This is a genomic window from Lentzea sp. NPDC036955 (genome assembly GCF_055608005.1).
The window spans coordinates 340,786-353,526 of sequence record NZ_JBVJRC010000008.1; the positions used below are offsets into that span (position 1 = coordinate 340,786).

At 67.3% G+C, this 12,741-nt stretch carries 10 protein-coding genes and 6 tRNA genes; 12 read left to right on the forward strand and 4 right to left on the reverse strand.

Going from position 1 to position 12,741, the window contains the following annotated elements; all coding sequences use genetic code 11:
* Nucleotides 1-1,380 precede the first annotated feature (1,380 nt).
* Nucleotides 1,381-2,226 (forward strand): SDR family NAD(P)-dependent oxidoreductase, encoded by an 846-nt coding sequence (locus ACZ7CF_RS28330; RefSeq protein ID WP_470370990.1) that lies wholly within the window; start codon nucleotides 1,381-1,383, stop codon nucleotides 2,224-2,226.
* A gap of 619 nt (nucleotides 2,227-2,845) precedes the next feature.
* Here the strand turns inward: ACZ7CF_RS28330 and ACZ7CF_RS28335 are convergent.
* From ACZ7CF_RS28335 to ACZ7CF_RS28350, 4 genes are all read right to left on the reverse strand, one after another.
* Nucleotides 2,846-2,917 (reverse strand) — tRNA-Val (locus ACZ7CF_RS28335).
* Nucleotides 2,918-2,973: 56 nt separating this feature from the next.
* Nucleotides 2,974-3,396: a TIGR02611 family protein gene (locus ACZ7CF_RS28340; protein WP_470370991.1), complete on the reverse strand. Its 423-nt coding sequence runs from the start codon at nucleotides 3,394-3,396 to the stop codon at nucleotides 2,974-2,976.
* A gap of 22 nt (nucleotides 3,397-3,418) precedes the next feature.
* Nucleotides 3,419-4,201 (reverse strand): anti-sigma factor, encoded by a 783-nt coding sequence (locus ACZ7CF_RS28345; RefSeq protein WP_470370992.1) that lies wholly within the window; start codon nucleotides 4,199-4,201, stop codon nucleotides 3,419-3,421.
* Nucleotides 4,198-4,818 carry an RNA polymerase sigma factor gene (locus ACZ7CF_RS28350; RefSeq protein ID WP_470370993.1) on the reverse strand — a complete coding sequence of 207 codons (621 nt, stop codon included), beginning with the start codon at nucleotides 4,816-4,818 and terminating at the stop codon, nucleotides 4,198-4,200. The genes ACZ7CF_RS28345 and ACZ7CF_RS28350 overlap by 4 nt, the downstream gene beginning before the upstream one ends.
* A gap of 255 nt (nucleotides 4,819-5,073) precedes the next feature.
* Here ACZ7CF_RS28350 and ACZ7CF_RS28355 point away from each other — a divergent pair, with 255 nt between their 5' ends.
* The 11 genes from ACZ7CF_RS28355 to ACZ7CF_RS28405 all read left to right on the forward strand — a co-directional run bounded on the left by ACZ7CF_RS28355 (nucleotide 5,074) and on the right by ACZ7CF_RS28405 (nucleotide 12,668).
* Nucleotides 5,074-5,499 (forward strand): SsgA family sporulation/cell division regulator, encoded by a 426-nt coding sequence (locus ACZ7CF_RS28355; RefSeq protein WP_030466274.1) that lies wholly within the window; start codon nucleotides 5,074-5,076, stop codon nucleotides 5,497-5,499.
* Nucleotides 5,500-5,604: 105 nt separating this feature from the next.
* Nucleotides 5,605-5,677 (forward strand) — tRNA-Gly (locus ACZ7CF_RS28360).
* A gap of 42 nt (nucleotides 5,678-5,719) precedes the next feature.
* Nucleotides 5,720-5,791: transfer RNA gene (locus tag ACZ7CF_RS28365), tRNA-Cys, on the forward strand.
* Between the two features lies 1 nt (nucleotide 5,792).
* Nucleotides 5,793-5,864: transfer RNA gene (locus tag ACZ7CF_RS28370), tRNA-Val, on the forward strand.
* Between the two features lie 192 nt (nucleotides 5,865-6,056).
* A tRNA-Gly gene (locus ACZ7CF_RS28375) sits at nucleotides 6,057-6,129 on the forward strand.
* A 1-nt stretch (nucleotide 6,130) separates the two neighbouring features.
* Nucleotides 6,131-6,202, forward strand: a tRNA-Val gene (locus tag ACZ7CF_RS28380).
* Between the two features lie 151 nt (nucleotides 6,203-6,353).
* Nucleotides 6,354-6,947, forward strand: coding sequence for a TIR domain-containing protein (locus tag ACZ7CF_RS28385; protein ID WP_360391793.1), 594 nt, complete (start codon nucleotides 6,354-6,356; stop codon nucleotides 6,945-6,947).
* Nucleotides 6,947-8,587 carry a tyrosine-protein kinase family protein gene (locus ACZ7CF_RS28390; protein WP_470370994.1) on the forward strand — a complete coding sequence of 547 codons (1,641 nt, stop codon included), beginning with the start codon at nucleotides 6,947-6,949 and terminating at the stop codon, nucleotides 8,585-8,587. The genes ACZ7CF_RS28385 and ACZ7CF_RS28390 overlap by 1 nt, the downstream gene beginning before the upstream one ends.
* Nucleotides 8,588-8,598: 11 nt before the next feature.
* Nucleotides 8,599-9,207: a hypothetical protein gene (locus ACZ7CF_RS28395; RefSeq protein WP_470370995.1), complete on the forward strand. Its 609-nt coding sequence runs from the start codon at nucleotides 8,599-8,601 to the stop codon at nucleotides 9,205-9,207.
* On the forward strand, nucleotides 9,204-12,275 hold the full coding sequence (locus ACZ7CF_RS28400; RefSeq protein ID WP_470370996.1) for a helicase HerA domain-containing protein: 3,072 nt from the start codon (nucleotides 9,204-9,206) through the stop codon (nucleotides 12,273-12,275). Before ACZ7CF_RS28395 ends, ACZ7CF_RS28400 begins: the two co-directional genes overlap by 4 nt.
* Before the next feature lie 222 nt (nucleotides 12,276-12,497).
* The gene (locus ACZ7CF_RS28405; RefSeq protein ID WP_360391781.1) at nucleotides 12,498-12,668 is read left to right on the forward strand and encodes a hypothetical protein; all 171 of its coding nucleotides are present in this window, start codon (nucleotides 12,498-12,500) and stop codon (nucleotides 12,666-12,668) included.
* Nucleotides 12,669-12,741 lie beyond the last annotated feature (73 nt).

The following is a 12,741-nucleotide window of genomic DNA, read 5'->3' on the forward strand; positions in this document are numbered from 1 at the left end:
CATCCTTGCAGGTCTTGCTTGCGGGGTGTCTGCAGTGTCATTCATTTGTCAGAAAAAAGGAACTCTCAGTCTTGTCGGTGTCCAGTTCGGTGTTGAACCGGTCATGTCCGACCGGTGTTCTGTGTCGCATATATGCAGGTCAGAGTCGATGTTAAGTAGGGATGGAGCTGCGGTGACCGGTTGTCCACTCTCACGCGTATGCCACTTGATGAAGAATCTCAGTGGCGAGTGCCATGCGGTGGACAGGAATCCGTCTGAGTTGTTACTCCTAGTGGAGTAACATTCGACATCGCAGCGAATTATTGTCGGGTCTGGATGGGATGCTGTCGCTGACAAGGTGGATGTGCTGGCGTGGAGGGTGCTCTTGATTTGTCAGTGTTGGCTTTCTGGAGTACGCCACGTAATTTAGTCCGATGTGGACGAATATGTGGTTGAGCTTGCCTAATGATGAAATTGTGTGCTATTGAAGCGTGGCTTGTCTGCGAAGGTGGTCGTGGGCTGTGTCGCTCACAGGGCGTGCCAGTCGAGACGGACGGCGTGGTGCGGAATGAACCGGGGTATCCCCACGTGTGTCGGTTGATGGCCTTCATGGGGCATGTGAGGGTCGAGCCGACCAGGTCTGCAGCTGGCGCGGTGGTCCGGAAGTCGTGTCACTGTCCGAAATGGACCTGAAGAGCCGGGCTCCAGTGAGGGCCGGGTGGACAGTGGTGTCCGCCGTCAACCCACGAACTGGAAGGCCAAGGCGGGCCTCGTACTCACGAACCCGCCGAGTACCCAGGAGACCGTGCCCAACCAGGACTGTGCGGCATCATCGATGCGATCGGGCCCGGCGTCACGGAGTTCGCGGCGGGGACCGGGTCCGGACGATCCCTGCCGCCGCGTACAGTCCCGAGGCCGAGGTGGAGCTGCCGAACGGGCGAGCTGAGCTCGTCGTCCGTGGGATCACGGGCGACATCGGGCCGGCTGAGTCCGTGCCGGCCGCGCCACCGTCCATACCGATATTGCTCGCGCGGCAAGTTCTCGCTGCCGAGGCGACTCCTGGGCGCTGGCGAACAATCGTCGACTTGCGCAAGATGAGGCTGCTGAAGTGGGCGGACGCCCCGATGTCTGGAGTTGCGTGGACGCTCGGCACCCCTGCCGTTCTGCGGTTCACCGTGAAGACCTGCGTACCGCAGTCGGCTTGTCCAACGCATTGGCTTCGAGCGGACTTGCGGAGGGCGTTCTCAGACTTCGCACTGAAGAAGGCACGTGGATGAAAGTGGCCGTTTCTGCGGCGCTCACGGCACTCGATCAGCACGCCACCGCGGCGCTCGTCACCCCTGACGGCACCCGATCATGGCATGGTCGATTGATCAGTCGTCCACGGGAAGGTGCTGGACTGTGAGCTGCTTCGAGAGCAAGGTCGCGGTGATCACCGGTGCCGGCGCTGGAATCGGGCGTGCGCTGGCACTTGAGCTCGCACGACGCGGAGCCCGGCTCTCGCTGCTCGATCACAACGCTGACGGTCTTCATGAAGTGTCCCGTCGTTGTGAGGAAAGCGGAGCGCGGGTTCTTGCTCATGTCGTCGACGTGACTGACTGGGGTGGCGTCCAGGCAGCGGCCGCCGAAGCCAATGCCGAGCTGGGTGGCGTCGACTCCGTGTTCACCGCGGCGGGGATCATCCACCGGGGAAGCCTCATCGACTCGGACGTCACGGACATCGAGCGTGTCATGGCAGTGAACTGGCGAGGACTCGTGTACACCGTCAAGGCTCACCTGCCGTTCCTGGTCAGCTCGACCGGCGGACGGATCGTGACCTTCTCGAGTGCCTTCGGCCTGATCGCCACACCGAAGTACAGTGCCTACAACTCCTCGAAGTTCGCCGTCCGCGGGTTCAGCGAGTCGTTGCGCCAAGAACTCGCAGCCGCAGACGCTGGAGCGTCGGTCACGTGCGTGTTCCCCGGAGGCGTCCGAACATCGATCGTGCGCAACGGGCTCTTCGCGAAAAGCGAGAACCGGGATGCCGTGGCCCGCGGCTTCGAGAAGCGCGTCGCGCGTACCGAACCCGAAACCGCTGCAGATCTTGTCCTAAGTGGAGCAGAACGACGCCGTGCGCGGGTTTTTGTCGGTTCAGATGCTCGCCTGGTGGCTGTTATCGCTCGTCTCATCGGCGGCCACTACCAAGACCTGACGCCTGTCGTCGAGCGCTTGCTCGGGCGTCAGCGCTGGTGGCCGGGCCGCAGGTAACCGGGATGGGCGAACCTGGTCGACGTGACCGACGCCACTTCCTACTCTGGTCCAATCGGAGTCCTACGATTGGGTTGGCTTTGTCGCTATCGAGCTGATCCCTGAAACGCAGTGGTGAGGCAGCCATGAGCTGACCTCGAACGCGATCGGGGATCGACATGTCTCGGCGACCATCAGCTAGGACCGACTTCAGCGGAGTTCCCCCGAGCCCGTTTCGTACTCGACATCGCGCTCGATCGCACGCGCTTCTCCTGTCGGACGATCACCGATGGAGGGTGCGATGTTGATGTCGTACTTGACGCTCGGCCTGGTCGTTGTCCTGGGAGCTTCTCAACTCTGCCGGATGGACTACCACGGTTACGGCTGGCGTCGGACGATGCGCCATATGTGCTGAGGCTGGAGCGATTGGGGCATAAGTGCAAGAGGTCCACGACCGGTATTCGTACGTGCACGAGGCGATGGTCTACCGGATGCTGGCGTGGATCAGGGAAGCCATGGCTGAAACCAGGTGAACACTTAGGTACGACAAATATAGTCTTGGGGTCCTGCTCTCAGCACAACGCAAACGGCCTGTCGATGATGATCATCGACAGGCCGTCTGAACAGGTAAAACACACTGTGGGCGATACTGGGATCGAACCAGTGACCTCTTCGGTGTGAACGAAGCGCTCTCCCGCTGAGCTAAACGCCCGTGTTCTGTTGTCCTGCTGTCCCGCTCTCGCGGTGTGGCCATAGCTTACAACATCATCAACGAGAACCAAAAATCGGGCTCTGCAACCAGGCCCAGTCGAGGCCGAACCAGCCTCCTACCAGCGCAAACACGTTGAGGAAGTAGCAGGTGACCAGGACGATGGCGCAGACGCCGGCCATCACGAGGCCGCGGACCCAGGCCGGCTGGCGCTTCAGCCACTCCACCCAGCGGTCGTAGTAGCGCTTGGCGAACTTCAGGACGCGGCCGGCCCACTCGAACTCGGTCGCGAGGATGGCGAGGCCCGCGAAGACCACCAGCCAGCCGGGGCCGGGGTACGGGATCATGATGACGCCCGCGACCAGCACGACGCCGCCGATCACGCCGACGCCGATGCGGTAGGCGAGGTTCAGCGCCGGGTTGCGGTGGAACCAGTTGCGCCAGCCCTTGTGCTCGGTGGGCTTCGCGTCGGGCTTGGTCATGTGTCGATCATCCTGTTGGGACTCAGGCGGACGCAACCTGGCCGAGTGCCAGCACTTCCGAGGGGCTCGGAGGGGCCTGGCGGCCGGGTTCCAGTGATACCGCGAAGGTCGTGTGCTTGTGGGCGTCGGCCGACCACGAGAGGAGCTGCGGGTCGGTCGAGCCGGCGCGTACGTCGAACACGGCCAACGGTACCGGCGCCTTCGTGCTCGCACCCCACACCACGTAAACGTGGCCCGAGTCGTTCGGCTTCAGGTTCATCGGCATGACGGCCGCGGTGGTCGGGCCGGAGAGGACCACGGCCGCGTCGGTGCCGGAGCCGGTGCGCAGCAGGGCGCGGTTCGTGGTCGGGTCGGCGGCCAGGACCAGGGCCTTGTTCAGGTCGTCGGTGCGGGCCTTCGAGGCGGCGACCTCGTCGGAGAGCTGGGTCACGCGCACGCCGAGGAAGCCGCCTGCCGCGAGGACTGCGACTGCGGCGGCCGCGGCCAGCAGGAGCCGGCCGGTGCGGCGGCGCGGTTGCGGGCGCAGCGGAGTCGGGGCCGCTGGGCGCGGGTGGGGGGCGGCCGGGGGCTCCTGCGGGGTGTGCTCGATCTGCTCCAGCAGTCGCGCGCGCAGGTGGGCCGGGGGCTGTTCCTGGCGGACCGCGCCGCCGATGCCCGCGAGGACCTCCTCCGTCGAACGGACGGTGGCCTGGCAGGTGGAGCAGGTCGGCAGGTGGTCGCGGGCCACCGCCTCCTCGTCGGGCTCCAAGGAGTGCATCGCCCAGCCGACGGCGAGCTCCTCGTGAGCGCACAGCTCGCCGTTCACCGGTTCACTCCCGTCGTCTCGCCGGTCTCGCCGGCCCACAGGTTCCCCAACGTGCCTCTCAGGCGTCTTATCGCCGCGAACGTGCGCGATTTCACAGTTCCCAGCGGGACGCCGGTCAGTTTCGCCACCTCGCACTGCGTGTAGCCACCGAGGTAGGCGAGCGTGATGACCTGGCGCTGCTCCTCGGGCAATTTGCGCAGCGCCGCCCGGACCTCGGCGCCCACCACGCTCACCAACGCTTCGTGGTCGGAACCGTCCGTCGGAGGTGACACGTCCTCGGTCAAGGGAACAGTTCGACGACGCTGGGTGTTCTCCTTGCGGACGGCATCCACCGCTCGGTGGTGCACCAGGGTCATCAACCAGGTCCCGAAACCGCCCCGTGCGGGGTCGAACCTGGCGGGGTGCCGCCACAGCGCGAGGAAGGCCTCCTGGACGACGTCCTCGGCGAGCTCCGCGTCCACGCAGATGCGCCTGGCCAGCGAGTACGCGGGCGTGCCGTACCTGTCGTACAGCTCGCCGAACGCCGGCCGGTCGCCCTGCGCGAGCCTCTGCACGAGCTCGAAGTCGGTCGGCCGGTCGCTACGTGGCGCAGCGGTCGGGCCGGGCGAGTCAGCCACCAGAGATGTCCTCACGTCCAACATTCGCGCAACAGCCGGTACCGGGTTCAGGTTAGACCCAGCAAGATGGGGGTCGCTGAACGTGGGCTGACGACGAGGAAGGCACGGAACGCGCACGAATGGTCGCCGAGTGCAGCAAAGCTGACCCGAAGGGGTGATCTGCGGTCGGACGGCGAGCGTTCCTCGCCACATGCACGTCACAACTGAGGTGCTCGGTCGTTTCATTGACCGGGAAGGGAGAAGAGGGTAACGACGATGCGCAACGACCACGTGACGCTCCGCTCGACAGCGGTCTTCGACCTGCTGGCGCCCAGGACCCCGGCGGTCCCGGTTCAGGTGGAGCTGCGATATGACACAAAGGACCCGTACGCGGTCGTGGCCGCGTTCCGCACGGGTCGCGCGGGCTGGGTCGAGTGGGTGTTCGCCCGCGACCTGCTCGCGGACGGCCTGATCGCGGACGCCGGTGACGGTGACGTCCGGATCCGCCCCGCCGCCGACGACCCCGAGGTCGTCGTGATCGAGCTCAGCTCGCCGTCCGGGCACGCCATGTTCGAGGCGTCGGCCCAGGAGCTCGCGGACTTCCTCGACCGGACCTACGACGTCGTCGTGCCCGGCAACGAGCACCTGTGGGTCAACGTCGACGAGGCGCTCACGCACCTGATCTCGAACGACCTGAGCTGAAAACCCGAGGTAGGGGGCCCGCGGAGGCGGTGCGGGTACCCCCGGTGAAAGTGGGTTGCACCCCTCGTATAAGGTTTGTCCAACATCACGAAGTCAGTGATGTACGCGGATGTAGCGCAGTTGGTAGCGCATCACCTTGCCAAGGTGAGGGTCGCGAGTTCGAGTCTCGTCATCCGCTCTGTGGGTTCACGATGGGTGTCCATCGAGGACTCATGCTCCTGGCGGAGTGGCCGAGTGGCTTAGGCAAGGGCCTGCAAAGCCCTGTACACGGGTTCGATTCCCGTCTCCGCCTCGGACGATTAGCTCAGCGGGAGAGCACTACCTTGACACGGTAGGGGTCACTGGTTCAATCCCAGTATCGTCCATCGGATCGACAGCGGGGCGAGGTGCACAACGCACCTCGCCCCGTTCTCGTTCCACGGCCTCTGCATCGCGCTCCGGGGGCCTTCCGGAGGCGCCGGCAGGCTCAAGATCAGCCGATTTGGAACTTCCGGGGAGCGTCGGATAAAGTTCCTCCCGCACCGAGGGAAACCCCACAAGGGAATCCTGAGGGGCACGCGGATGTAGCGCAGTTGGTAGCGCATCACCTTGCCAAGGTGAGGGTCGCGAGTTCGAGTCTCGTCATCCGCTCGGACGATTAGCTCAGCGGGAGAGCACTACCTTGACACGGTAGGGGTCACTGGTTCAATCCCAGTATCGTCCACTTCGCATGAGAAGCCCTCGGTCCACCAGGACCGGGGGCTTCTTGCTGGTTGCAGGCTGCCCGGTTTATGTCCACTTTATGGACAGAATGACCGAAACCAGCCTCTTTTTTGTCTTTTTTTGCCGGATATCGGCATCTATCGTTGGCCGCTGTGTCCGGCTACAAATATGACTTCTTCATCAGCTACAGCCGAACGGGCAGCGTGCAGAAATGGTTGCTCAACCACTTCTACAACAAGCTCGTCGAGTACCTCGCTGACGAGTGTGCGCCGGCGCCCAAGGTCTACATGGACCGGGTGATGCCGCGGGCGGTGGACTGGTCGCACCACCTGGTGAACTCGCTGCACCGCAGCAAGATCATGATCCAGCTCATGACGCCGCACTACTTCGAGTCCCACTGGTGCATGGCCGAGCTGGAGAGCATGCGGGCGCGCGAGGCCGTGCTCGGACTGGCCTCCGCTGACTTCCCGCAGGGGCTGGTCTACCCGATTCTCTACTCGGACTCGCACAAATTCGCGGTCAAAGAACGCATGCGCTCCTGGCAGGACTTCAAGGAGTACTCCTACACCGAACCCGTTTATCAGGACACGGTGGAGTACATCTACTTCTGCCGCCGGGTGAGGGAGCTCGCCCGCGATCTCGTGGAACTGGCGCAGCAGGTGCCGGACTGGAGTCCGGACTGGCCGATCGTCGAGCACCCGGAGCCGGTGCTCATCCCTCCTCCGCCGTTGCCGAGGTTCGAGTGATGACCGGGACCGTGATCACGTTCTACTCCTACAAAGGCGGCGTCGGACGCAGCTTCACCCTGGCCAACACGGCGGTGTTGCTCGCTCGGTGGGGTTATCGCGTGCTCGCCGTGGACTGGGACCTGGAAGCCCCCGGACTGCACCTCTACTTCGACCCGCACCTGCCGGAGAAACCGCGCAGCGGTGTGGTCGACATCGCACACGAGTTCCTGGCCGGGGTGAGGACGCCCGGCGCGCACGAGGTGCGGGTCGCGGTGGACGGCGGGGTGCTCGACCTGATCGCCGCGGGGCGGACCGAGGACCGCCGGCTGGACGGCTCGTACTCGCGCCGGATGCAGTCGATCGACTGGGAGGACCTGTACGAGCGCGGGTTCGCGGCGCACCTCGAGGCCTACCGCGAGGAGTGGACCGCCAAGTACGACTTCGTGCTGATCGACAGCCGCACCGGTGTGTCCGACATCGCGAGCATCTGCACGGCCCAGCTGCCCGACCGCCTGGTCGTCGTGTTCACCGCCAACGACCAGAACCTCAACGAGGTGGTGGACATCGTCCGCCTCGCCGACAGGGCGAGGGACCGGCTGCCCTACGACCGGCCCCGGCACCAGGTGCTGCCGGTGCTGTCCAGGCTGGACAACCGGGTCGAGTACGAGCGGGCAGAAGACTGGCAGAAGAAGTGCGCCGGGGTCGTCGCGCCGCTGTTCGGCAACTGGCTGATCAAGGGCGTGACGCCGGAGCAGATGATGCGGCACCTCACCGTGCCCTACATCTCGTACTGGAGCTTCGGCGAGCAGCTGCCCGTCGTGGCGGAGCAGCCGCCGTCCTCGGACCAGATCTCGTTCGCGCTGGAGACGGTCGCCGCGGTGGTCGCGCAGGAGTTCGACCGGACCGACCTGCTGGCGGACAACCGCGACGCCTACGTGGCCGCCGCGCGTTCCCGGCGCCGCCAGTTCGACCTGGACCTGCTGGTGTCCAGCCCGCGGTCGCTGTGGCAGACCTCGACCGAGCTGATCACCGAGCTGCGCCTGCTGGGGGTGCGCGCGGAGCACTCGCTGTCGGGTGACCCCGGCATCCTCGACCAGGCGAACGATCCCGCCGAGCACCTGTGTCTGCTGGTCGACGGTCGGCTGAGCCGGTGGCAGCAGACCGAGGCGGAACGGTTCGCGCGGCGGGCGCTGGGACCCGACGGAACGGAGCGGCGGCTGTTCTGCCTGGTCAGCCCGCACACGTCACGCGACCTGCTGCCGGGTTTCCTGCGAAACCTGCAGCTCGGGGAGTTCGAACCGGACGTGCGGCCCGTGCGGGTGGCCAGGGAGCTGCACGACCTGCTCAAGGCGGTTCCGGCCACGGAGGCCGAGCCGGACCAGGAGGCGTTGCGGGCTGCGGAAGTGGCGTTGCGGGAGGTGCCGGAGCAGCTGCCGTCCTCCGCAAGGCTGGCGTTGGTCAGGGAGACCGTGCAGGGGATCGCTGTCGCGCTCGACGACGGCGACATGGACGCGGTGCGGGTCCTGACGGCGGATCTGGCCCTGCTGACCAAATCGCACCTCAAAGGGACCGCCGTGGTGGTTCCTGGGCAGCTGCGCGCCGAGGTGCGCGCTCTGCTCGCCCGGATCGAGCGACGAGTCAACGCGTTCACCGACTGAAAGGCGGCGTGATGCCGGAGAAGTACGGACCCACCGCACGAGCGGCGCTGCTGCAGCTCATGGTGGAGGACCGGGCGATCCCGAACGTGGAGCTGACGAAGACGTTCAAGATCGAGCTCGGGAAGCAGGACAGGGAGGCGCTGAACGGCGACGGGCTGCTGCGGACCACCACCGAGGGCAGGCGGCTGGTCCACGAGATCACCGACAGCGGCGTCGCCTGGTGCCTGAACGATCTCATCGACGGGGAGGCACCGAACAGGATGGGACCACTCGCGAGGGTGCACGGGCTGGTGCTCAGGGTTCTCGCGCTCTTCCTGCGCGACCGGGGCTCGCTCGCCGAGGCGCTCAAGTCACCCCAGGACCTCGAGGACGTGATCCGGCGCGCGTACCTGGAGCTCGGTGACGGCTACCAGGACTGGGTGCGGCTCGCGAAGCTGCGGCCGCGGCTCGACGGCGCGGAACGCGAGGAGGTCGACCAGACGTTGTTGAAGATGGTCAAGGACGGCTCCACGCACCTGGTGGCGAGCGCGAACCGCAAGGTGCTGACCGACGAGGACCACGCGGCGGCCATCCGGATCGGCGGCGAGGACAAGCACCTCGTGGCAATCGAGGAATCATGACCGAGCACCTGCGCGAGGCGCTGGCGGTCGTGCGGTTCAACTCCGCCGAGACACCCGACGACGTGTGGCACACCTCGCCGTTCCACGTCGACGGCCTGCACACGCGGGCGGAGCACCGCCTGCGCGCCGGCATCGCGGACGCGCGGGCCAGCGTCGGGCCGAGCATCGGCGGGCTGGTGCTGCAGGGCGAGAAGGGCGTGGGCAAGACGCACCTGCTGGGGTCCGTGCGCCGCATGGTCCAGCAGGAGGGCGGCTACTTCTTCCTCGTCGAGGTGACGTCGGGGAAGGCGTTCTGGGACGACATCGCCGACGCGCTGCGCAGCGAGCTCCGCAGGGCCGACGACGAGGGCGAGCTGCAGCTCACCGTGCTGCTGCGGCAGCTGTGCATGGGCGCCGACGTGTCCGAGGACGTCGCCAGGGCCGTGGTGGGGCAGGCGGACCTGACACCGGAGCACCTGCGGGCGTTCCTGAGCGGACTGCGCACTGTGGACAGCCGGATCGCGGTGGAGTGCGGTGACACGATCAGGGCGCTGGTGCTGTACGCGTCCGAGCACGCCGAGATCGCGCGGTCCTACCTCAAGGGCGGCGACGACACGGGCGAGGAACGCAGGCGGTGGGGGCTGCCCGCCGAGCCGAAGCCGTCGCGGGAGCTGGTCCGCGACGTGTCCCGCGTCCTCGCGATGACCGGGCCGTGCGTGATCGCGGTCGACCAGCTGGACACGCTGGTGAACAAGGGCCGCGACGCGGTCGGGGACATCGTCACGAACCCCGAGCTCCGCCAGGAGATCAGTGACATCTCCGATGGTCTGATGCAGCTCCGTGAGACCACGAGGCGCACGCTCACGGTGGTGGCCTGCCTGCCCGACACGTGGACGATGCTGAAGTCGATCGCGACCAGCACCGTCGAGGACCGGTTCACCAGAACCCCGATCCTCGCCGCCATCGCGGACCCCGTGCTGGGCAAGCGGTTGCTGGAGAAGTGGCTCGGCGTGATCTACCAGCGCAACGGGATCACGCCGCCGCACCCGACGTGGCCGGTGGCGCCGAGCGCGTTCGACGCCGCGACGTGGGCCAACCGGACGCCGCGGCAGCTGCTCAAGCGGGTGCACGCGCACGCGGAGGCCTGCCTGTACGCCGAGATCAGGGAGCTGACGTCGTTCGACGAGGCACAGCCGGCCGAGGCGCCGGAGCCCGCCGTGCGGGAGCAGGACCACCTGGCCGAGTTCGACGCGCGGTTCGCGCGGCTGCGGGAGCAGTCCGGGGTCGTCGCCGGGGACATCCGGCCGCACAACGAGGACGAGGTCGTCCCGCCGCTGCTGCTGGCCGGGCTGAAGTCGTGGATCACCGAGGTGGGCAACGACGACCTGAAGTGGCACCCGGAGCCGCAGTCCGAGGACGGGCGCCTGCACGCCGGGCTGCGCCTCACGGTCAACGAGGAGCTGGACACCCAGGAGCGCTGGGGGCTGGTGTTCATCGCGAGCAGCCACGGCAACCGGGTGTTGCGCAAGCTGCGCGACGCCCGTGCCGCCGCCGAGGGCACGCACGGCGGGCAGGGCCGGCACCTGGTCATCATCCGCAACGGCGCCAAGGGCTGGACCGGTGCGAAGACCCGGCAGGAGGTCGCCGCGCTGGAGCGGGCGGGTGGCCGGTGCGTCGACATCAGCGACGACGACCTGCGGACGTTCAGCGCCCTCAAGGAGATCTGCGCGGTGCAGACCCACCAGCTGCTGTCGTGGCTGGTGGCGCGCAAACCGGCCAGCGGTGCCACGTTCCTGCGTTCGGTCCTGCCCGCGCAGGAGCGGACGGCGGCCTCGCACCAGGAGACCCGGCCACCGCCGGTGCCGGAGGCGGCGCCGGGGGAGATCGTGCTCGGCATGGACGGGGAGATCCGCATCGAGCTGGAGTCGTTGCGCAAGCACGCCATCGTGTTCGCCGGGTCCGGCAGCGGGAAGACGGTGCTGCTGCGGCGGATCGTCGAGGAGTGCGCGTTGCGCGGGGTGTCGGCGATCGTGCTGGACCCCAACAACGACCTGGCGCGGCTGGGGGACGCGTGGCCGGAGCCGCCGGGGGAGTGGCGGCCGGGGGACGCGGAGCGCGCGGCGGAGTACCTGGCGCACACCGAGGTCGTGGTGTGGACGCCGGGGCGTGCGGGCGGGCGGGCGCTGAGCTTCCACCCGTTGCCGGACTTCGCGGAGGTGCGGGGAGATCCCGACGAGTTCGGTGCCGCCGTCGAAGCGGCGGTGGCGCGGTTGGTGCCGCACGCGCGGGTGGCCAGCGAGTCGCGGTTCGCGGTGCGTGGGCGTGCAGTGCTCAGAGAGGCGCTGACGTACTACGCGCGCAGGGACCGGCGTGACCTCAACGGGTTCGTCGAGGTGCTGGCCGAGCTGCCGGACGGGGTGAGCAAGCTCAACTCGGCGCCGGCGACGGCGGTGGAGCTGGCGGAGACGCTCAGGGCCGCGATGGTGAACGACCCGCTGCTCGGCGGGCAGGGCGAGCCGACCGACCCCGGGGTGCTGCTCACGCCGTCGGACGGCAGGCGCGCGCGGGTGTCGGTGATCAGCTTCGTCGGGTTGCCGTCGGAGGAGCAGCGGCAGGGGTTCATCAGCCAGCTGCAGCTGGAGGTGTTCGCCTGGATCAAGCGCAACCCGGCGGCCGACCGGCCGCTGGGCGGGTTGCTGGTGATGGACGAGGCGCAGACCATCGCGCCGTCCGGGGCGTGGACGGCGAGCACGCAGAGCACGATCCTGCTGGCCTCGCAGGCGCGCAAGTACGGGCTGGGGCTGCTGCTCGCCACGCAGGCGCCGAAAGGCGTGCACAACCAGGTGACCGGCAACGCGACCACGCAGTTCTTCGGCCGGCTCAACAGCCCGGCGCAGATCGCGGCGGCGACGGAGATGGCGCGCGCGAAGGGCAGCACGGTCGCGGACATCTCGCGGCTGGAACGCGGGCGGTTCTACGTCACCGGGGACACGTTCGGGTTCCGGCGGATGCGCGCGCCGCTGTGCCTGAGCCACCACCCGCCGAGCCCGTTGCGGCTGGAGGACGTGGTCGAGCGCGCGCGGAGGTAGAGCGCGGACTGTGGTGAACGAGGCGGTGCCCTGAACCGGGGCACCGCCTTTCTGCTGTCCTGGTGGATGAGAAGTGGAACAGGTGTGGAGGCCGTTGCCCGCTGTGCCGGGCAACGGGAAACATCTGGTTGCGCGCTTTTCGGTGATGGATTCTCGAAGTAGCCCGAAATCGAACGGGCGAAATCCAGAAATCAAACTGCGATTTCCTTCGGAGGATTCGTCATGTCCAAAACCCTGTCCACTTTCGGTGTGACCGTCGCCGCCCTGGTGACCGCGCTCAGCTTCGCCGCCGCCGTTTCCGGGCCCGCGGCCACCGCCGACGGCACCCCGCCGCCGCCCACCACGACCACCACGGACGCGCCCAACGGCGGTGGGAACCCGTGGCACGACTGAGCTGAGAGCAATTCGCCCCGGTCGACCGCCGTTATTCGGTGGAAGGCCGGGGCATTGCGCTGAACTCGTCGGG